Source organism: Mycobacterium sp. Aquia_216, from assembly GCF_026723865.1.
Taxonomy (GTDB): Bacteria; Actinomycetota; Actinomycetes; order Mycobacteriales; family Mycobacteriaceae; genus Mycobacterium.
Genome location: NZ_CP113529.1, coordinates 4,272,130 through 4,292,923, shown reverse-complemented (window position 1 = coordinate 4,292,923; position 20,794 = coordinate 4,272,130). Strand labels below are relative to the sequence as shown.

Here is a 20,794-nt window from a genome sequence, read left to right as displayed (position 1 = left end):
GATGAAAAAGACACGCGCGCTGCATGCGGGTTGGTATGCGCTGATTCTGGTTGTGTTGATTGTCGCGGCAATCCCGCTATCGGTGATGGCCTTTAAAAGAGACTTCGTCGACTACGCCGATGTGACCCTCGTGTCCGATCGGGCGGGTCTGGTCATGGATGTCAACGCGGTCGTCAAGTATCGCGGCGTGGAAGTCGGGCGGGTTTCATCGATCGACCCAAAGAATGGCGCGACTCTCGGGCTGGAGCTGAATCCCAGCCAGTTGCGCTACATTCCGGCCAACGTCGAAGCCCAGATAAGTTCGCCGACCGTCTTCGGTGCCAAATACGTCGATCTGCGCCCTCCGCCGGACCCGAGCCGCAAACGCCTCACGGCGGGGGCGGTGTTGACCACGAACAAGGTGAGCATCGAATCGAACACGGTGCTCAAGGATCTGGTCAGCGTGCTCAACCAGATCGATCCCGCCAAGATCAACGCGGTGGTGTCGGCGCTGGCGGAAGGGTTTCGCGGTAAGGGTGAAGCCATCGGCCAGGCCATCACCGATTTCAATCAGGTGCTGATGGAGGTCAATCCCCGCAGCGAGTTGCTGCGGTCCGACTGGCGCGCGTTCGGTGAGTTCAGTGACACCTACGCGGGTGCGGCGCAGAGTTTGGTGACCGTGCTGGATGCCGGGGCCGACGTCAGTACCACGATCATCAGACAATCTAAAGACCTTGATTTCGCTCTGGTCACCCTTGCGGGGCTTGGCCGGAGTGGTAACAAATTGTTCAACCCGGCCAACACCACAAACCTCATCCATCTGATCAAAGTGCTCGAGCCGACGACGCGGTTGTTGATGAAATACAACCCAGAGCTCACCTGTACTTTCCTCGGCGCCAAGCTCGTCATGGATCGCGGCTACGCCGATGCCTTTACGTTCAACGGGCGGTCGTTCCTCGCCGATGCCGGCCTGCTTTTCGGCGACGATACCTACAGATATCCGGACAACCTGCCCGTCGTGGACGTCAAGGGCGGGCCAGGCGGAACGCCGAGCTGTGGTTCGCTGCCCGACGTCGAGAAGAACTTCCCGCAGCGATACCTGATCACCAACTCCGGGTTCGGCCCCGGTATGGACGTGCGGCCGAATCCGGGCGTCGGATTCCCCGGCTACGCCCTCTACTCGCCGAGCACTCGTGGGACACCGCTGCCGCCGACCCTGAAGGACGAGGGAGGTCCGGCGCCTGGCCCGGTGCCCTACCCCGGGGCGCCGCCCTATGGCGCGCAGCGATACGCGCCGGATGGCACGCCGCTGTTTCCGGGTCTGCCTCCGGCTCCGCCCGCGGGCCGGCCGCGGGATCCGGGCATGGGCAAGCCGCCGGCCGGTTCTGAGCCATTCGTGCCGCCCTATCCAGGAACGCCGCCCAAGCCCCGCTAGCGCACCCCGATCCACGTCCAAGAAAGGCGAACATTGCGCAACAACTTCCGAGGCATACTGGTGCGGTTTGCCATCTACGCCACCGTGTGTTCGTTGGGCATCGCTTTGCTGCTTGCCGTTTTCGGCCAATTCCGTTTTGAGGAGTCGAACAACTACAACGCGGTTTTCGCCAACGTGTCGGGGCTGCGCGAAAACAATTTCGTGCGCATCGCGGGCGTCGAAGTAGGCAAGGTCAAGGCGGTTGCCGTGCAGCCCGATTCCACGGTGCGGGTCGAGTTCACTGCAGACAAGTCGGTGATGCTTACCGAGGGGAGCAGGGCGGTTGTCCGGTACGACGACCTCTTTGGGGGCCGATTCCTCGCCCTGGAGGAAGGTGCGGGCGGCGTCAAGAAACTCAACCCCGGGGCAACCATCCCGTTGAGCCGCACCCAACCGGCGCTGGATCTGGACGCGTTGATCGGGGGATTACGGCCTCTGTTCCGGTCCCTCGACCCCGATCAGGTCAATGCGCTGAGCGGGCAGTTGATACAGGCGTTGCAGGGCCAGGGCGCGACGATCGGATCGGTGCTGACTCAGGCCGCCGCGGTCACCGGGACCCTGGCGGACCGTGACCAGTTGTTTGGGCAGCTCATCAAGAATCTGAATACAGTGCTCGCCTCGGCTGGCGATCAGGACAAACAGGTCGCAAAGGCGGTGGACTCGCTATCGACTCTGAGCAAAACGCTCGGTGATCGAAGAAACGACCTCGCGAACGGTTTCAAGGGCGCCGCAAGGCTCTTCAGGGCGGGCAACGACGTTTTGGAGGCTGCCCGCGCTCCGCTCAAACCAGTGGTGGACGAAGGGGGTCGCGTCGCCGGAACCATCATGGCCGACAAGGACTTCGTCGACAACCTGATCAATACGCTGCCCGACGATTACCGGATCATCGGCAGAGAGGGCCTGTACGGCGACTTTTTCACCTTCTATCTGTGTGACTTGATCCTGAAGGTCAACGGCAAGAACGGGCAGCCCACGTACATCACGCTGGCCAGCCAGCGTTCGGGTAGGTGCACCCCGAAATGAAACGTGCATACCAACGCCTCTTCGAGACGAAGCAATTCTCCGAACGCAACCCCTATAAAATCGGCATCATCGGTATGGCCGTCGTGGCTCTGGCGATATTCATATCGCTGAATTACGACAAGCTGACCTTCCTCACCGGCGACAAGGAATACACGGCGTATTTCGCCGAGGCCGGTGGGCTGGAGACCAACAGCGTCGTCGAGGTCTCGGGTGCCCGCGTCGGGCTGGTGTCGTCGGTGGGCCTGGATGGACCGAAGGTCGTGGTCAATTTCCGTATTCCCGGCGACATACGGCTCGGCGATCGCACCGAGGCGTCGGTCAAATTGAAGACACTCCTGGGTAGCAAGCTCATCGAGCTCACCCCGCGAGGCGATCGTCCGCTCACCGGCCCGATACCGCTGGAGCGGACGACGTCGGCTTATCAGCTGCCCGACGTGCTGGGCGACCTCTCGAAGACGGTCGCCAAGTTGAATACCGACCAGCTGTCGACCGCACTTTCCGTGGTGGCCCATGAATTCAGTGGGACCCCACCGCAAGTCAAGGCGGCGGCGGAGGGAGTGGCCCGGTTCGCCCAGACTCTGGATGAGCGCGACAAAGAGCTGCGGAACCTGCTCAGCAACGCCGCAAAAGTGACGAAGGTCCTCGGCGATCGCAGTGAGCAGATAGTCAACCTCGTCGGCGACACCAACCTGCTGCTGGCTCGGCTTAAAGCTGAGGATCGCTACCTGGACACAATCTTCAACGACAACACCAACATCGTCCGAGCGCTGGTGAAAGTCGTCGACGACAACCACACAACACTGAAACCCACGCTGGAGAAACTCAACGGGGTGCTCGGGCTGCTCAACAACCGCAAGGCGCGCATCCAGGAGGCGCTCAAAGGGCTCAACAGTTTCGCGCTCGCGCTGGGCGAAGCGGTGGCCTCGGGGCCGTTCTTCAAGGCGTACATTGTCAACCTGCTGCCGGGACAGTTCGTGCAGCCGTTCATCGACTCCGCGTTCTCCGACCTCGGGTTGGATCCCGCGACGTTGGTGCCCTCGCAGCTCACCGATCCGCAGACCGGCCAGCCGGCCACGCCTCCGTTGCCGATGCCGTACCCGCGTACCGGTCAGGGCGGTGACCCGCGCTTGAACCTTCCCGACGCCATCACGGGTAACCCCGGTGACCAACCGTGCAGTGTGCCGGGCAGGCCAGGAGCCCCTGGCTGTTATCCACTTCGGCCCGAACCCCCGGCGCCGCCGGTGGGCGGGGCACCGCCCGGGCCGCCGGCACTTGGACCGGGGCCAGGCAACGCGTCGGTGGGCCCGATCCAGCAGCCCGCGCCCGGTCAAATACCGCCGGGCCAGGCGCCCGTGATCGCGCCGTCCGAGTCCTTCGGTCCCCGGCCTGGTCCCGGGCAACCGGGTCAAGGGGGTCAACAGTGAAATCCCGCAAGTCACGAATCATCTTGGTGTCGGTGTTGGTGCTGGCGCTCATGGGCGGGGCGGCGACCTGGATGTGGTCGCGGAGCGACCGTACAAATGTCGTCGGATACTTCGACAACGCCAACGGGATCTTCGTCGGCGACGACGTGGTGATCCTCGGCGTATCGGTCGGCAAGATCGAGAAGATCGAACCGCAGCCCGACCGAGTCAAGGTTTCATTCTGGTACGACGCCAAGTACAAGGTGCCCGCCGACGCCAAAGCGGTGGTGCTGTCGCCGTCATTGGTGACGGTGCGGGCCCTCCAACTGACCCCCGCCTACACGGGCGGCCCGGCGATGACCAACGGCACGGTGCTGCCGCTGTCTCGCACCGCTGTCCCGGTGGAGTGGGATGATTTGCGCGCGCAGCTCGAGAAGCTCACCGACGTCCTGCAGCCCACGCAACCCGGTGGTGTCAGTACATTGGGGGAGTTCATCGATACCGCGGCCAACAACCTGCGCGGCCAGGGCGGGGATATCCGAGAGGCCATAGTCCATCTGTCCCAGGCGGTTTCGGCGCTCGCCGACCACAGCGGCGACCTGTTCGGATCATTCAAGAACCTGGCGGCACTGGTGCATGCGCTGCGGGACAGCGGCGGACTGCTTCGTCAGCTCAACCAAAACCTGAACGCGGTGTCGGCGGCGTTGGCCGACAACCAGATCGGCCCGTATATGAAGGTTCTCAACGACAACATCGATCCGATCATCGACTTCGTCAACGACAATCGTGAGACGCTGGGCGTTACGTCGGACAAGCTGGCGGAGTTGACCGACGCACTGGTGCAGAGTCTCGATGACGTCAAGCAGGCGCTGCACCTGGGCCCCAACGTATTTCAGAACGTTTTGAACATCTATCAGCCGTCGCAGGGTGCATTCACCGGCGCGCTGGCGTTGCAGAACTTCGCCAATCCACTGCAGTTCTTGTGTTCGGCGGTGCAGGCGGCATCGAGGCTGGGCGCCGAGCAATCCGCGAAACGTTGTGTGCAATACATGGCGCCGATCATCAAGAACCGTCAGGCCAATTTCTTGCCGCTGGGATTGAACCCATTCGTCGGGCAATCGGCGCGACCCAACGAGGTCACGTACAGCGAAGACTGGCTGCGGCCGGACTACATTCCGCCGTCGGGCCCCGCGCCGACGGAGGCGTTCCGCAGGGTGCCGGATCCCGAAGGCCCGCTGCCGCCCGCGAATGAGATCTTCAACTTCTTCGGAAACGGGATGATCAACACGAACGCGCCCTACGTACCGGCCAAACCGGCAAACCCGCTCCCTGTCGATCCGGCCAGCGGCCTGCGTTCGATGATGTTGCCGAGTGCCGTGGAAAACATGGGAGACGTAGGAGGCGGGCGGTGAGCTCCAGTACCTGGCGCCGTTGTGGCGTGCTGCTCCTCATCACGGTGGCCGTAGCCACAGCTTCGGGTTGTGGTGCGCTCCGGGGCTTCCGGGGCGCTAACTCCCTTCCGCTGCCGGGCCGGGCGGGGGAGGGCTCGGGGTCCTACACGATCCAGGCGCAGATGCCGGATGTGCAGAACCTCAAGGAGAATTCGCGTGTCGAACTGAACAATGTGGTGATCGGCAACGTGGCCAAGGTCGAACGTCAGGGCTGGCACGCGCTAGTCACCATGAAGATCGAACCTGACGCCAAACTCCCGGCAAATGCGACGGCCACGATCGGTCAGACAAGCCTGCTAGGCACGCTGCATATCGAACTTTCCCCACCCCCTGGTGTCGCGCCGGAGGGCCGCTTGCGTGACGGATCGGTGATCTCATTGGCGTCGTCCAGTGGTTACCCGACCACCGAGCAGTCGCTGGGCGCCTTATCGCTCGTGCTCAACGGCGGCGGTTTGGGTCAGCTCCAAGACATCACCCGGGCGTTGAGTACCGCGTTTACGGGTCGGGAACAAGACCTGAGAAGCCTGATCGGACAACTGGATAAGTTCACCGCCTACCTCGATGACCAAAAAAATGACATCATCCAAGCATTGGACAGCTTCAACAACTTGGTCGGCCAATTCGCGGAACACAAGCCGGTTCTCGACAGGGCGCTGAAGACCATTCCGGATGCGTTGGCGGTTCTGAATAACGAGCGCGACAAACTTGGCGAGGCCCTTGATCAATTTGGCAATGCCAGCAACCCTGGTTCGGACGTTTTGGAGCAATCCAAGGACAACCTGATCAAGGAACTCGGCGATCTCGGCCCAGTCTTGAAATCGTTGGCTAATTCCGGCATCGCGCTAACCCGTAGCCTGGACTACCTCACGGTGCCTTTGTTCTCGAAACCTCCTGTGGCCAAATGGATCCGCGGCGACTACGGGAACCTGACAGGTATCTTCGACTTGACGCTGAGTCGCCTCGATTCGTCGTTCTTCACAGGCACTCGATGGGAAGGCAATCTCACTGAACTCGAGATGCAGTGGGGTCGCACCCTCGGGGTGATGCCCAGCCCCTACACCGCGCGCAACCCGCTCGTTGCGCCCTACCAGTTCAACCAGGGGCCGTGATATGCGACTGAGTCGGCGAACCTTTATCACATTGGCGATCTTCTGCGTGATTTCCATCGTCTCGGCCGGGCTGGTTGGCCTGTATTACGCGCATTTGCCCGCCGTGTATCTGGGAATCGGCCGGTACACGGTGAAGCTGCAACTGGAGCGGGCGGGGGAGTTGTATCGCGCCGGGAACGTGACATACCGGGGTGTCGAGGTCGGCAAGGTATCCAAAGTGCAGCTCTCCGACAGTGGGGTCGAGGCGGTGCTGTCGCTGAACTCGGATGTCAAGATCCCCGCCGATCTCACCGCGAGTGTTCACAGCGCCTCAGCGATCGGCGAGCAGTACGTGGATCTGGTGCCGCGTAGCGGCAAGGGGCCCATGCTCAAGAACGGTGACGTGATCCCGCAGGATCGCACCTCGATTCCGCCGAACATCAATTCGCTGCTGTTGGCGGCCACTCGCGGCTTGAACGCGATTCCGCGCGGCAACCTCAAGACGGTGGTCGACGAGTCCTACACCGCCGTGGGGGGACTTGGGCCGGAACTTTCCCGTTTCATCGGCGGCGGTGCCACATTGGCCACTGATGCCCGTAAAAACCTTGACGCGATTCTGACCTTGATCGATGAGCCGATGCCGCTTCTGGATAGCCAGATCGACTCCGCGGACTCTATCCAAGGCTGGGCCGCGCATCTGGCCCATGTCACCAAAGACATTCAGACGACCGAACAAAATGGCGGCAACTTCGGGGGATGGCTTCGCAAGATCGGCCCGACGTTCGACACGCTGCGCCAGGTAATCGACCGGGTGGAGCCGACGCTTCCGGATGCGGTGTCAAATCTGGACAAAGTCGGTGATGTCGGGCTGACGTACCGTGACAACCTCGAGGCACTGCTGGTCCAGGTGCCGCAGATCGTGGGGGATGCGCAGGCGATTCAGTTGGCGGACAAGGACCTTAAGGGTCCCTATCGAGGCCTGGGGTTGAGCTTCAATCTGAACCTGAACTGGCCGCCTCCATGTACGACTGGGTTCCTCCCGGTTCAGCAGCAGCGCTCGGCGGTGTTCGAAGACACCCCGCCGCGTCCGCCGGGCCTGGTGTATTGCCGGATCCCGCAAGATTCGCCATTCAACGCGGTTCGTGGTGCGCGCAATTATCCGTGTGAGACGCGGGCGGGCAAGCGGGCTGCGACGGTCAAGCAGTGCGAAAGCGATGAGCCCTATATTCCGCTCAACGATGGCTACAACTGGAAGGGCGATCCAAACGCGACGTTGACCGGACAAGGTGTCCCACAGTTTGACCCGGGGGAGCCGATTCCCGCGGGATTCCCTGGGGGGCCGCCGGCTCCGCCGGGGCAAGCCCCCGCGGCTTCGCTGGGGCAGGCGCCGCCGATCGCGGCAGCCGAATTTGATCCGGCCACCGGGGAGTATGTTGGTCCGGACGGGCAAAGGTACAAGCAGCCCACGCTGGCTGGGGGTGCCGGCAAGGAGCGAACATGGCAGCAGATGCTGACACCCCCGACGGGGAATTAAAGAAGACCGCGAAAAAGGTGCCCTCGGCGGTAGCATCGGACGCCGCGGAATCTGAAGAGGCGGATGGCGGCGTCGACGAGGCCGAGGACTACGACGCCGCGGTTGAAAACGACGTCGAAGACGACGACTCCGCTGAAGACGACGAAGATGCTAGTGACGACGATGCGGCACCGGTTAAGCGACGCATGTCGCACCTACGGTTGGCGGCAATCGTCGGGGCGGCCATCGTCGTCGCCTTGGCGGCCACCGTCGGTTGGCTGGGTTTCCGCTCGTACCAGTCCCATCAGGTAGAAGCGCAGCGCCAGATGTTTCTTCAGATCGGACGGCAGTGCGCGCTCAACCTGACGACGATTGATTGGCAGCACGCCGACGGAGACGTTCAGCGGGTTCTGGACTCGGCGACTGGTCAGTTTTACGACCAATTCTCGAAGCGCAAGCAACCTTTCATCGACGTGCTCAAGAAGGCGCAGTCCAAGTCGGTGGGAACGATCACCGAGGCGGGTTTGGAGTCCGAGTCGGGTGACAAGGCACAGGTGCTCGTCGCCGTGTCCATCAAGACCACGAATCTCGGGGTGGAGGACCAGGCGCCGCGCCAGTGGCGGATGCGAATCACGGTGGAGAAGTCCGGTAGCGAGACAAAAATCTCCAACGTCGCCTTTGTCCCATGACGAAGCCGAAATCCGATAAACCAGAAGGGGAATCAGCCGCTGTGGGGGTTCGAACCGACGCTCAACGCAAACAGGCCGCCGCGAAGGTGGAGACGACTGATCCGGTTGAAACCGACCGCGAAGACACCGAGAACACAGTTCGCGCAGAGGATTCCGGTGAGGTCGACACGATCGACCCTGATCGGGAAGACGACGAGCAGGGCAAGGAAGTCGTTGAACCGGGCGAGGCTAAACGCGGAATCAGGCGGCCGTGGGCACGGGCGCGCAGCGTTATGGGCCGACGAGGAAGCCATGGTCCGAAGCCTCGCGTTGGTGGCGAGAGCAAAGCGCCGTCCGAAAGCCCCGACGATGAATCCGGCGAACGGGACGAGAAATCATCACTCGACGCCGAAGCGGAAAAACTTTCGGACGACCCGGATGTCTTGGATGCCTTGGACAGTGACGAGGCCGAGGCCGCCGTCTCCGACGACACTGATGTCGAAGAGGCGGCCGAAGAAGCCGAGCCGACAAAGGCCAAACGCCACGTCAGCTGGCCGCAGGTGGTCGTGTACGGCTTGCTTCCCGCTCTGGCACTGGTGTTGGCCGGGGCCGCAGGCTATCTGAAGTGGCAGGATTCATCGGCGCGCGCTACGCAGCTCGCACGTATCGAATCACTTGCGGCCGCAAAGGATTCCACGATCACGTTGCTGTCATATAAGTCCGACACCGTGGAAAAGGATCTCGAAGGCGCCAAAAATCGGATGACCGGTGCGTTTAAGGATTCCTATTCGCAGTTGATCAACGACGTGGTGATCCCCGGCGCGAAGCGGGAGCACATCTCCGCGACGGCCACCGTGCCGGCTGCGGCTTCGGTTTCGGCGACTCCCAACCACGCGGTGACTCTGCTCTTCGTCAACCAGACGGCGGTCGTTGACAAGAGTCCACCCACTGACTCCGTGTCGAGTGTGCGGGTGACGCTAGACAAGGTCGATGGACGCTGGTTGATTTCTGGATTCGATCCGGTGTAGGTCTACAGGGTGACGCGCGACGGCGCGATATCCTGGCAAACAGTCGAAGGCGTGGCCGGGCTGTTGCTGCCCTCCAAGATGTCTGCGCATCCTTCGCCTTTGACGATATACGTCGCCCCCGGCCGGTAGGGGTAGTAGACCACCGCAGGCGTTGGGTCGTATCCCGATCCGCACTGCCCAGCCGAGTCGTCACCCACGATGGACAGGCATACGGTGGCTTCGGTGTGGGCATTCAGTGTGCACGCGCCCGCGTGCACCGATGCCATCACTTGATTCACACCCGAGTTATTGACCACTTTCGGCCCGTCGAGGACGAACGAACATTGCCCCTTCTCGGTCGGCGGAGACGCAGCCGAGGAACCCGCGAAACAGAGCCCCGCAGGGCAAATCGCAAGGGACGCCGCCAAAGCACCGAACGACCGAATCATCAGGCTAGCGTAACGCAGAGACGATTTTTTAACGACTGTGAAATTTCGAAGCCAGCAACACCCGACTGTATAAGCCCATATCTCACTCGGGCAGCTGCGTGCGGCTTGTGGCCTTAGTCGCTAGCCCGGTTGGCCGTAGACCGCGACGGCCACGCTGCGGTCAGCGCTATTCGATGAACGCACACCGATCTGGGTATTGGCGCAGTTGGACATGATCGCGAAGTAGTCGGGGCGGTAATACCAATTGCCCAGGATGTCAATGCCATTGATCGACGCTGATGGCAGGATGGCCACCGTCTCGGCTACCGTTCCACGGTAGCCGGCGGCTTGCACGCGGGCCTGCACCGTCGATCCGTCCGAGCCAATATCACCGTCCAGCGTCCGGTTGTTCAGGACGTCGTCCGCATGGCGCTGCGCCGCCAGCTCCAGCGCCGGGTTGTTCTTCAAGTCAGTCGTGCAGCCGGCCTGGCGCTTAACGGCGTAGACACTTTGGGCCACGCCATTGTTCAGACGGTTGTTGTCGGCGTTTGCTATTGGCGCGAAGGTGACGGCGCCCAGCGTAACGATAGCGGCACTAAACTTGGCCAAGGTCGGGAGCGCCGCGGCCTGCCGGGCGAGATCGCTGACGGTCATAACTCGTGATCATTTCACAGTTGATGCGGCAAATCCATGAGTTGCGGCCGCCTCGCGTGCCAGCTTCGAAATATGTTCCGCCACGGATCTACTGACCAGTTCGTCAATTGTTCCGGGCCCGCTCCGTCCCCGCCGAACCCATCTTTGATGCGCGATTAAAAAAGGTCTAGAAATTCTGAACCTCGTCGTCCTAAAATGCTTGTGGGTACGCGCCGGGTGGCGATAGACTTCGGGCACGATCCGCGAAGAGGGGGATTGCCGTGACGAATAGGGTTGCGTTGGTCGCTGCGGCCGCGCTGGTGATCGGCGGCAGCGCTGGCTGCTCGTCGGAAGCGCTGGCTGAGCAGGCGGCAGGAACGTTGCCCCCGGGTGCGGCGCAGCTCACCATCGACGGCAAAGAGCTCCCCACGATCCAGGCGGTCCAGTGCGCACCGCCCGAGCAGCACTTGAGGACCATCTCCGCGGGCAATGATGGGTCGGGCGCAACGGTGATGGTGTCTAACGCTGGGAAGCTAACCGTTGAATTTGTCCGGATCCGTAATCTCAATGGCTTTTCCGGTGATTACAACCGTGGCCTGACAGGCAGTAACGCCAGCATCGTTCTGAACGACAGCACGTACCAGATTGCTGGTGCCGCAGTGGGTTACGGTCCAGACTCGCCGGAGCCTACAACGACACGGTTCACGATGAAGGTGTCGTGCTGACCAACCAGCGCATCTGGTGACTAGCTGAACGTGTCGTGTGACCTGCACCTATCTGATGTTTGAGGCAAGGTCGCCCGACATCGCGCCCAGCTGCTGGCTCCACGTGCCCCAGTCGTTACCGCCGCCGGCTCCCAAATCGAAGTGGCCATTGTGGCCGCCGGCAGCGCGGTAGCCGGCGTAAAAATCGCGGCAGGTGCTCTGCCAGATATCCGGGAAGGCACCGACTGCACCGCCGTCGCTCGGGCTCCCCGCTGCCGGGCTGTACACCCACAGTCGGGTGTTCTGGTCCACCAATCGCACTACGTGCACATTTGGCGAATGCCACTGCCACCGGCCGAACTGGGGAGCCCCCCACATGTTCACCGGGTCGACGCCGCCTTCATTCTTCAGAACGTTGGTGATAGCACCGTTGACCCCGGTCCGTTCGGGAGCGAGCACGCCCGACAGCGACCCTGCGTAGCGAAACCGGTCAGGATGAAAAGTGGCGAGCGCTGCTGCGGCGTAACCGCCTTGCGCGACACCGACTACGCCGTGCCCGCCCGGCGCCAATCCCTTGTTGGCGGCCAACCAGTCCGGGAGCTCACTCGACAGAAATGTGTCCCACTGTTTACCGCGATCCTGATCCCAATCGGTGTACATACTGTAGGCGCCGTCAGCGGGTGCAACGACGGAGATACCTTTACCTGCAAGCGTATTCACTGCGTTTCCGGCTGTTACCCAGTTGCTCACGCCCGGCGCGGCATTGAACGCGTCCAGGAGATATACCGCGTGCGGGCCGCCGCCCACGAAGGCCACTGGGATGTCACGGCCCATCGCCGCCGACGGCACCATGAGCGATTCGAAGTTCGGGGCTGCCTTGACGGTAGCGGTAGGACCGTTCGTCACCGTGATACCCCACAGCGCGACGGCGAGGATGGCGGCGTAGATAACCGGTAGCCGCATCGACAAAGCTTTCACATCAACCTCATTCGTCTACCGCCGCACCAATTAGGGTAATTCAATTGGCAATTGCTAAACAGTCAACCATTCTTCGGTGGCGCGCGGCAAGATCCGGCTGCGGTAGGACGGCATGGCGCATGTCGGAGCCAATGCCGCGAGCCGGCGAACGATCATTTGCGCGGATCACCGGCTCGATCGGTCGTGTCGAACGCTGCTCGGAAGATCGTCACGCCGCTTCCCGGCCACCACTGCGCCCTGCGCGCACGCCCCGGCACGGACCGGATGCGCGAACGATCTTTCGCACAACGCGATCGAAGGCCTAGACTCGAGTCTGTTAGGTTGAGGCGTTGGCAATGCAGTACGGAAGGTGATCACATGGATCAGTACCCCGACTACGACGCGAGTGACGAGCTGGAATACGGCTTCGCGGCGCTCGCGTGGCTTGCCAGGGGGGTCTACCCGCCTCCGTACTACGGCTCCAATTAATGCACGTTTGAGGCGAGGCGCCCGCTGGCTGCCGGGCTATCCAGCAGAAACGCTGCCCGCTTGAGCACGCGAGTACGCAGGCGACAGTCCCGTAGTGACCGCAATCGACGCACGTCGGGCGTTGGCTTCCCCGCGACGCGATAAGCGCCACCCGGCTGCCATTTAACGACGCTTCAAATTTTCTCCGTGTACGCCTGGGGATGAGCGATCACGTCATCGCCGCGCGACGGCCACAACCCCCGCGGACGGGCCCTGGCTAGGGCTCCGCGAATGACCTCAGCAAGGCAGTGACACGGTCGCCGAGACCCTCCGCGACGCTCCCGTCGTGCTCGATCCGCCGGTGCATCCGTCTCATAGACCGGGCGCGGAGGGTGGGGATTTCTGCGCCGAGCGGATATGGTGAAGGCGCGAACGATCGTTCGCACTTTGATTGCACAATGAGGTCAATCCGAGGAGCGTAATCATGACGCTATTCGCTCACAGTCGCGTCGGGGTGTCGCTGCCGATGCTCAACCAGCCCTACGAGCGCTACCCTGAATTCGCCGCGCTCGCCGAAGACGCGGGCTTCGATTCGGTCTGGGACTACGAGTTCTACCGAAACCCATTCATTACCCATGCGCTCAACGCACGGGTGACATCGCGGATTCAGCTGGGCACCGGAATCGCGACCGCCGCACCGCGAACGCCCTACGAGATGGCCAATGCCGCAGCGGATGTCGACGAACTGTCCGCCGGGCGGGCCCTGCTGGGTCTTGGTACGGGCGGTGCTGGCTGGATGGAATGCTTCAACGGCACGGACATCGACCGTCCCCTTAAGCGCATCCGCGAATACGTGCATGTGGTGCGCCAACTTTGGCGGCACTTCGAGACAGACGAACCTTTCGACTTTCAGGGCGAGATCTACCGGGCATCCAGCCCACCTCTTAACCCATGGGGCACCCGAAACCTGGTGCGGCCGCAGATACCGATCTATCTGGCTGGATTGAGACAGGGGATGCTTCGGTTGGCCGGTGATGTCGCCGATGGTGTGCTCGGCTTCCTGCCCACGCCGACGTTTATCCGACAGCACGTACTTCCCAATGTCGCCGCCGGCGCCGCGAAGGTGGGTCGAGACCCGTCGGACATCGACGTCACCGCACTGGTGATCTGCAGCGTGTCGCGGGATCGCGACGAGGCGCTGCGCCGGGCCCGCATCAACGTCGGCAACTATGTCGCCTACCCGGTGAGCTCCACCGTGATCGAGTTCATGGGACTGGAAGAGGAGCGCAATTACGTGCTGCACCGGCTGCTCGAGGACGGGCCCGCGGCACTGGCCACTGCGGCATCCGACGCGTTGTTGCAGGCGTTTTCGGTCGCTGGCACTCCCGACGAGGTGGCCGACCAACTCACCGCCTATGACGGCGTGCTGCCGCACATCGTCTTGCACACGCCGTACGTGCCGCCGATCGATCAGGAGTCGAGCGAGGATGCATTCCGGTCGATGGTTCAGGCATTTGCGCGGGCCAACGTCTGATTCGGCCGCACTGTGTTTGGGCAAGCGCGTCTGGCACTACGCCCTGCGGATGCTGCCGCATCAAATGAGCCGGGCCGAGGTCGACGACGTGGTCGCCCGGGTGACACCAGAAATGGTCGAAAAGTCCTGGCTGATGGGAACACCCGAGGAAGTCGCCGCACAGTTGCGGCCGTGGGTCGACGCCGGCGCGGATTACATCGCGCCCAGCGATCTGGCGCCGTCGATCATGGAGCCCGAAGAACAGCCGGAGGTTCTTGCCGCCATGATCGAACTCTGCGCCCAGCTGCGCGTCGGCAGCGGCGCGGCGGTTTGCGCGCAGTAAACGACTATTTGCGCTGCGCCGCGGCGAGGCGCTCCGCGAATTCCGGTGTCTGAATCGAGGTGGCCTGCGGGCCCAACTCGGCATCAACGGCGGCCGCGTGCAACCGGGTGTCGAGACTGCCCGGACTGTGGGTCGCCCGCATTGTGGACTTGGTCGCGATCACGACTTCCCGCGGTGCAGATGCTGGACCGGCAGCCAGCTCTCGGGCCGCTGCCACCGGATCGTCGGCGACTTTGAGCGCAAGACCGTTACTGACCGAGGCGTCGGCGTCAAAACGTACCCCGAACAGCAGCGCGGCGCGGGCCACCTGGGGTCCGACGGCGCGCTGAAACATCCACGTCATGCCCCCGCCGGGGTGGATGCCGAGCTTTTGGAATCGGGCGTCGAACAGCGCTGCCGGCCCCGCGATCCGTACGTCGCAGGCCAGTGCGAGGTTGAGCCCGGCGCCGACGGCCGGCCCATTGACCGCCGCGACTGTCGGCAGTGTGCAGTCGGCCACCGCGAGGAAGCCGTCGTACAGACGGCGTAGTCCGTCCTGGGCAGCGGAGCCGAGGGCGCTGAGATCTGCGCCGGCGCAGAATGCCTTGCCCGCACCGGTGACGACCACGGCATGTACGTTCGGATCGTTTTGCGCATCGTTGACTGCGCGACGCAAACCCGCGGAGATCTCGTCGGTCACCGCGTTGCGCCGATCGGGGTCGTTGACGGTAATCAAGGCGACACGGCTGTCGACCTCGAGCAGTACGCGATCCACGTCAATCCGTTCCTTTCTAGGCCGCAGTCGCGGCTGGATATTGGGGAGCGCACCGAACGCTTGGAACGTTTTGCGCCGCAAGATTACGCCAGAACGAGCATTCATCGTCACGCTACGAGATCAGGTGTAACAAAATCAATTCTAATGTGAGCGATCGTTCATGGACGCGGGTTTCGTTGACGAACGGCCTGCTCGTTGCCTACTATTGAGACGCATTATCTCAAAGATGAGCTTCTTGCACCGACGGCAAAGGATCTGTACGTGACCGATGTGATCGGGGTGGCGCGTTCCGCCGACGACGCCGACGGTAACCGGTCACGGACCGCCGAACGTCATGTGCCAGGCGAGCCCGGCATCTGGGTGCTGCTATTCGGCGACATGATGGTGTTCACAGTCTTGTTCGCGGTGTACCTGCACCAGCGGGCCGGCCGGCCGGGGTTGTTCGCCGAGTCCCAGGGTGCGCTCAACCGAACGCTGGGCGCAACGAACACCCTGGTGTTGCTGACGAGTTCGATTCTCGTGGTTTTTGCCACGCGCGCTTTGCGTCGTCCTGAACTGCGCCACCTCGCGCGACCATTGATCCTGGCGGGCGCGCTGGTGGGCTCGTGCTTCGTTGGCATCAAGGCTTTCGAGTATCACGAAAAGGTAGCGGCCGGAATCACTCCGAGCACCAATGAATTTTTCATGTACTACTTCGTGCTGACCGGACTGCATCTGGCGCACGTGATCATCGGGCTGATCGTGCTGACGGTCCTGTCGACCTTGGCCCGCAAACCGGAGCCGACCAAAACTCATATGGCCTTCTTCGAAGGTGGCGCGTGCTTCTGGCACATGGTCGATTTGCTGTGGATTGTCATTTTTCCTTTGATCTTCCTGGTGAGGTGAACGTGAGATCGGTGGTACGGACCAACGCCTCGCTTATCTGGTTTCTGCTGTGCGCGCTGACTGTCCTGTCGTGGGCATTGGGCACCGACCACGGATTCGGCGAGGGTCATCATCTACCGGCAAGCCTGGCGATCTTCGCTGTCGCGATCTTCAAGGTCCGCCTGGTGGGCTTGTACTTCATGGAGCTGAAGATGGCTCCGCGCGCACTGCGCGGCCTTTTTGAGGGTTACTGTCTGGGGCTGCTAGGGCTGCTGACAGGCATGTTCGTCTTCGCCTGATGCTCGCCGCGAGCTCGACTTTTCACATTGTGCGACATGTAGCCTCTAAACTAGGCACAACTGTAAGGGAGCTCAGTGCCGAAAAATGTGAACGGTAGGACCAGTGGCCGCCCGCGAGGCCGGCCGCGCCTGACCATCGACCGGGACGCAGTCGCCGACGCGGTGGCGGAGCTATTCCACGCGGGCGGGTACGAGGCGGTTTCGATCGTCGACACCGCCGAGAAATTGTCGGTCTCACGCGCGACGCTGTATCGAACGGTCCCGACCAAGCAGGATCTCCTCGGCATACTCTTCGAACGTAGTACCCGCGAGATCACCGAGCGAGTCGAAGCCGCGATCCGCGATATTGCCGATCCCGCGGAGCGGCTCAGAGAAGTGGTTCGGCTACAGTCCGAAGCCGCGGTGCAAATGCGCAGCTACATGCCCGTTTTCTTCGATGGTGGCGACCTGCCCAACGATGTCGTCCAGCGTTGGCACAAATGGAGCCGGCAATTCGAAAAGCTGTGGGTTTCGGTGGTTGCCGCCAATATGGAGGCCGGCAACATCGAAAAAGGCGATCTGGTCATCACCACACGATTGATCCTCGGGATGATCCTTTGGGTATCGCGGTGGTATCGACCCAAGGAAAAGATATCCGCAGATGAGATCGCAGAACACGCAATTGGGCTGCTGCGGTTGGGATACGTGCCTGCGGAGGGTGGAAACCGCAAGTCCGGTGCGCCGCGGCGCAGGCGAACCACGGCCCGCTAGTCGACGGTCCACCGCTGGCTGTGCGCACGATCGTTCTCTTGAGGCTGAATCCTTGGGCCTAGTCTTACCCTCTGATCGTGCAGGTCAGAGCGGTTTCTGACCGGGCGAAGACAGCACCGACGGAGAACGAACCCTCGCGCGACGATCCGACCGCAGATGTTGCGCTGACCACGATATCTGCCTTATATTGAGACGCGATAGTTCAAAAAGAAAAATTGACGACCCTGCCACGAGAGGTTTCGCCGTCAGGCGTTGACCGTGGTGTCGTGAGGCAGAGGTCGGAGGCGGAGGAACGTTTATGACCACTGCCGTGTCGGCGCCCTGGGAGCGAGTTCCCGACTGGGTTGAGAGGCTTCGGGCAGCGCTCGAGGATGCCAATCTTCCTACGCTGCTGCTTGTCCTAAAGCATCTCACAGGTGACGGAAAGTGGACCAGCCCGCCGTTTCGGCCCTTGCGGGGAAAGCCATTGGACGACAACGACTCCGGCGGCCTTTCCCCCGAGCTTCAGGCAGAGGTGCGTGCTGCTGCCCTAGAGGCAGTGGTCGCGTTCTATGAAGGTCGACTTCAGCCGGTCACCCCTTCGCCGGATGAGGTGACGCGCATGCTTGGCTGCGCGATGGTAGAGGAAGTGCCCCTTGAGTATGGCGAACTGCTCTCGGAGGAAATGGATTTCATCTCGCGAGACATCGAGATACCCGCTGAGTCGATCCCCAGCGACTTCCGTGTTGCGATCATCGGAGCAGGCTTGTCGGGGATCTGCATGGCAATAAAACTCGCGACGGCCGGCGTCGACTTTGTCGTACTGGAAAAAGACGAAGATCTGGGCGGCACTTGGCTCGAGAACGTCTACCCCGGTTGTGGTGTGGACACGCCCGGCCATCTCTACGCCTTCTCGTTTGCGCCAAACCCGGATATCACCACCTACTTCGCCAAGCGTGACGAGGTCCAAGCCTACATCCAGCGCGTCGCGACCGAAGCCGATGTCAAGCGGCACATCCGATTCAGCACCGAGGTGGTGCGTGCACACTTCGAAACCGCCAATGCGACATGGCAGATCGAGGTCAAAAACCCCAACGGCGACGCGGAGACTCTCGCGGCCAACGTGCTGGTCACTGCCGTAGGCATGGTGAACCGGCCCTCGATTCCGCCGATCTCCGGGCTGGACGCGTTCCCCGGACCGGTCATGCATACCGCAGCGTGGGATACCTCGGTCGACTTGACCGACAAGCGCGTCGCCGTGATCGGGAATGGCGCTAGTGCAATGCAAGTGGTGCCATCCATCGTCGACACAGCGAGTCATGTGACCGTCTTTCAACGATCGAAGCAGTGGGCCATACCGCATCCCAACTACCATCGTGCGGTCAAAGAGTCCGTCCGATTCCTGATGAAGGAGATTCCCTTCTACATTCAGTGGTACCGGCTGCGGTCGTTTTGGAACTTCAGCGACCGGCTGCACTCAGCGCTGCGGATCGATCCGAACTGGCCTCATCCGGAGCGCTCTGTCAACGAGGCCAACGATCGCCACCGGATATTCCTCACCAAATACATCACCGAGCAGCTCGCCGATCGGCCGGATCTGGTGGACGCCTGCCTGCCGGATTACCCGCCCTATGGTAAGCGCCCGTTGATCGATAACCGCTGGTACAAGACGATGTGCCGGGACGACGTCACGCTAGTCACCGAGGCGGTGGAGCGGGTCGACGGCAACAACGTGGTGACCTGCTCAGGCGTTGAAGTGCCGGCCGACGTGATCGTTTTGGCCACCGGTTTTAAGGTGCTGCAATTTCTCTGGCCGATGGACATCATCGGAAACTCCGGCGAGACGCTGCGTGAGCAGTGGGGTGCCAATGATGCCCGGGCCTACCTGGGGGTGACCGTCCCGGATTTTCCGAATTTCTTCATTGTCAACGGCCCGAACACGAATGCCGGTCACGGCGGAAGCGCGATACACGCGACCGAATTTCAGGTCCGCTACATCATGCAGGCGATCCGTCATCTGCTGGTCAACGAGACCGACACCGTCGAGGTGGACCGCGGCGTATTCGAACGCTACAACGAAGAGCTCGATGAAGCATTGGCGCACTGCATCTGGTCGCACAAGGGGATGACGACCTATTACCGCAATGATGCCGGACGCGTCGTTGTCACCGGGCCGTGGAAGTACATCGAATACTGGGACCGGATAAACGAGTTCGACGTGAATGACTATCACGAAGTGACAGCCTCCTCGGAGGCCGCCGAACTGTTCGCGTAGCTGCACCGGTGATACGTCGCTGACGAGGATGAAGGTCGATGGCTGCTGACACGGGCACCCTTTTCACAACCGGACGAGAAGAGCAGGCGATTCGTGATGCCGTCGGCGGAATCGCCGGCGCATTTGGGCCCGCCTACTACCAACAACAGGTCGACGACGGCACCAATTGCGCGGAACTCTGGGATGCGTTGGGCACCAAGGGATACCTCGGCGTGCACCTACCCGAGGAATACGGTGGCGGGGGACTGGGGCTGCGCGAGCTGGCGATCGTCGTTCAGGAAACCGCTCTTGCCGGCTGCCCGTTACAGGCGATGCTGTTCTCGGCGGGAGTCACCGGAACCATTTTGAGTCGCAGTGCCACCGAGGAGCAGAAGGCAAGATGGTTGCCAGGGGTGGCCACCGGCGAAACACGTTTGGCGTTCGCGATCACCGAGCCGGATGCCGGGGCGAACGCCCACCGGATTTCCACCGTGGCTAGCCGCAGGGGCGAGCACTACGTTATCAACGGCCAGAAGGTCTTCATCACGGGTATGGAGTCGGCGCAGTGGGTGATGGTAGTCGCACGCACCAGCGTCGATGAACGCAGCGGGCGTGGACGTCTGTCGGTGTTCATGGTCGATGTCGATACGCCTGGCGTGTCGTGGACGCCAATCCGAACGGTAATGAACCAGCCGGACAAAAGCCATCAAGTCTTCTTTGACAGTGTTCAGGTTCCTGCCGTGAATCTAGTTGGGTTCGAAAACAAAGGGCTGGCAGTGGCTTTCACCGGACTCAACACCGAGCGAATCCTGACAAGCTCAATTTGCACCGGGATAGGACACTATGCGCTGCGGAAGGCGGTTGCTTACGCCAACCAGCGGCGGGTGTGGGATCAGCCGATCGGCGGGCATCAGGCGATCGCCCATCCGCTCGCCGCCGCGCACATCCACTTGCAAGCTGCGCAGTTGGTGGCAAACCGCGCCTGTGAACTCTACGATTCCGGAGCCGAGGTCGGAGAATTAGCCAATATGGCCAAATATCTTGGCGCCGCAGCCGGTTTGGAAGCGCTGGATGCGGCGGTCTCCGTGCACGGTGGCAATGGCGTGACCTACGAGTACCAGCTTGCGCCGTACTTCTGGCTGGTGCGCATGCTGAACATGGGACCCGTCTCGAAGGAGATGATCCTGAACTTCGTCGCCGAGCATTCCCTCGGGTTGCCCCGCTCGTATTGAATGTCGATGG

20 protein-coding genes are annotated in these 20,794 nt (G+C 61.9%); 16 read left to right on the top strand and 4 right to left on the bottom strand.

Going from position 1 to position 20,794, the window contains the following annotated elements:
- Window position 1: 1 nt before the first annotated feature.
- Genes OK015_RS20125 through OK015_RS29085 form a run of 8 tightly spaced genes read left to right on the top strand, consistent with a single transcriptional unit; the run spans window position 2 to window position 9,627 of the window.
- Window positions 2-1,414: an MCE family protein gene (locus tag OK015_RS20125; RefSeq protein ID WP_268125738.1), complete on the top strand. Its 1,413-nt coding sequence runs from the start codon at window positions 2-4 to the stop codon at window positions 1,412-1,414.
- 33 nt (window positions 1,415-1,447) lie between these two features.
- Window positions 1,448-2,476, top strand: coding sequence for an MCE family protein (locus tag OK015_RS20120; protein ID WP_268125737.1), 1,029 nt, complete (start codon window positions 1,448-1,450; stop codon window positions 2,474-2,476).
- The gene (locus OK015_RS20115; RefSeq protein ID WP_268125736.1) at window positions 2,473-3,900 is read left to right on the top strand and encodes an MCE family protein; all 1,428 of its coding nucleotides are present in this window, start codon (window positions 2,473-2,475) and stop codon (window positions 3,898-3,900) included. Before OK015_RS20120 ends, OK015_RS20115 begins: the two co-directional genes overlap by 4 nt.
- 50 nt (window positions 3,901-3,950) lie before the next feature.
- Complete coding sequence (locus OK015_RS20110; protein WP_268132921.1) at window positions 3,951-5,291, top strand: MCE family protein; 1,341 nt, start codon at window positions 3,951-3,953, stop codon at window positions 5,289-5,291.
- Window positions 5,288-6,439, top strand: a complete 1,152-nt coding sequence (locus OK015_RS20105) for an MCE family protein (RefSeq protein ID WP_442791134.1) — start codon at window positions 5,288-5,290, stop codon at window positions 6,437-6,439. The genes OK015_RS20110 and OK015_RS20105 overlap by 4 nt, the downstream gene beginning before the upstream one ends.
- A 1-nt stretch (window position 6,440) precedes the next feature.
- A complete protein-coding gene (locus OK015_RS20100; protein ID WP_268125735.1) occupies window positions 6,441-7,952 on the top strand; it encodes an MCE family protein in 1,512 nt (503 codons plus the stop codon).
- Entirely contained in the window at window positions 7,916-8,620 is a 705-nt protein-coding gene (locus OK015_RS20095) for an Mce protein (protein ID WP_268125734.1), read from the top strand. Before OK015_RS20100 ends, OK015_RS20095 begins: the two co-directional genes overlap by 37 nt.
- The gene (locus OK015_RS29085) at window positions 8,617-9,627 is read left to right on the top strand and encodes a hypothetical protein (protein WP_326498492.1); all 1,011 of its coding nucleotides are present in this window, start codon (window positions 8,617-8,619) and stop codon (window positions 9,625-9,627) included. Before OK015_RS20095 ends, OK015_RS29085 begins: the two co-directional genes overlap by 4 nt.
- A gap of 2 nt (window positions 9,628-9,629) precedes the next feature.
- On the opposite strand, the gene OK015_RS20085 is transcribed toward OK015_RS29085, so the two are convergent.
- Together OK015_RS20085 and OK015_RS20080 are read right to left on the bottom strand one after the other, a co-directional pair.
- The gene (locus OK015_RS20085; RefSeq protein WP_268125733.1) at window positions 9,630-10,055 is read right to left on the bottom strand and encodes a hypothetical protein; all 426 of its coding nucleotides are present in this window, start codon (window positions 10,053-10,055) and stop codon (window positions 9,630-9,632) included.
- A 120-nt stretch (window positions 10,056-10,175) separates the two neighbouring features.
- Entirely contained in the window at window positions 10,176-10,688 is a 513-nt protein-coding gene (locus OK015_RS20080; RefSeq protein ID WP_268125732.1) for a CAP domain-containing protein, read from the bottom strand.
- A gap of 278 nt (window positions 10,689-10,966) precedes the next feature.
- Between OK015_RS20080 and OK015_RS20075 the strand changes: the two genes are divergently transcribed.
- Entirely contained in the window at window positions 10,967-11,392 is a 426-nt protein-coding gene (locus OK015_RS20075) for a lipoprotein LpqH (RefSeq protein ID WP_268125731.1), read from the top strand.
- Between the two features lie 48 nt (window positions 11,393-11,440).
- Here OK015_RS20075 and OK015_RS20070 read toward each other — a convergent pair whose 3' ends face one another.
- Window positions 11,441-12,334 (bottom strand): alpha/beta hydrolase-fold protein, encoded by an 894-nt coding sequence (locus tag OK015_RS20070; protein WP_268125730.1) that lies wholly within the window; start codon window positions 12,332-12,334, stop codon window positions 11,441-11,443.
- A 946-nt stretch (window positions 12,335-13,280) separates the two neighbouring features.
- On the opposite strand from OK015_RS20070, the gene OK015_RS20060 reads away from it, so the two are divergent.
- Window positions 13,281-14,330: an LLM class flavin-dependent oxidoreductase gene (locus OK015_RS20060; protein WP_268125729.1), complete on the top strand. Its 1,050-nt coding sequence runs from the start codon at window positions 13,281-13,283 to the stop codon at window positions 14,328-14,330.
- A 49-nt stretch (window positions 14,331-14,379) separates the two neighbouring features.
- Window positions 14,380-14,652, top strand: coding sequence for a hypothetical protein (locus OK015_RS20055; RefSeq protein ID WP_268125728.1), 273 nt, complete (start codon window positions 14,380-14,382; stop codon window positions 14,650-14,652).
- Window positions 14,653-14,656: 4 nt separating this feature from the next.
- Here OK015_RS20055 and OK015_RS20050 read toward each other — a convergent pair whose 3' ends face one another.
- Window positions 14,657-15,406, bottom strand: a complete 750-nt coding sequence (locus OK015_RS20050) for an enoyl-CoA hydratase (RefSeq protein WP_442791133.1) — start codon at window positions 15,404-15,406, stop codon at window positions 14,657-14,659.
- A 261-nt stretch (window positions 15,407-15,667) separates the two neighbouring features.
- Here OK015_RS20050 and OK015_RS20045 point away from each other — a divergent pair, with 261 nt between their 5' ends.
- From OK015_RS20045 to OK015_RS20025, 5 genes are all read left to right on the top strand, one after another.
- Window positions 15,668-16,291, top strand: a complete 624-nt coding sequence (locus tag OK015_RS20045) for a cytochrome c oxidase subunit 3 family protein (RefSeq protein ID WP_268125727.1) — start codon at window positions 15,668-15,670, stop codon at window positions 16,289-16,291.
- Between the two features lie 11 nt (window positions 16,292-16,302).
- On the top strand, window positions 16,303-16,569 hold the full coding sequence (locus OK015_RS20040) for a cytochrome C oxidase subunit IV family protein (protein ID WP_268125726.1): 267 nt from the start codon (window positions 16,303-16,305) through the stop codon (window positions 16,567-16,569).
- A gap of 75 nt (window positions 16,570-16,644) precedes the next feature.
- Window positions 16,645-17,319: a TetR/AcrR family transcriptional regulator gene (locus OK015_RS20035; RefSeq protein ID WP_268125725.1), complete on the top strand. Its 675-nt coding sequence runs from the start codon at window positions 16,645-16,647 to the stop codon at window positions 17,317-17,319.
- A gap of 298 nt (window positions 17,320-17,617) precedes the next feature.
- Window positions 17,618-19,573, top strand: a complete 1,956-nt coding sequence (locus OK015_RS20030) for a flavin-containing monooxygenase (protein WP_268125724.1) — start codon at window positions 17,618-17,620, stop codon at window positions 19,571-19,573.
- A gap of 38 nt (window positions 19,574-19,611) precedes the next feature.
- The gene (locus OK015_RS20025; RefSeq protein WP_268125723.1) at window positions 19,612-20,784 is read left to right on the top strand and encodes an acyl-CoA dehydrogenase family protein; all 1,173 of its coding nucleotides are present in this window, start codon (window positions 19,612-19,614) and stop codon (window positions 20,782-20,784) included.
- Window positions 20,785-20,794 lie beyond the last annotated feature (10 nt).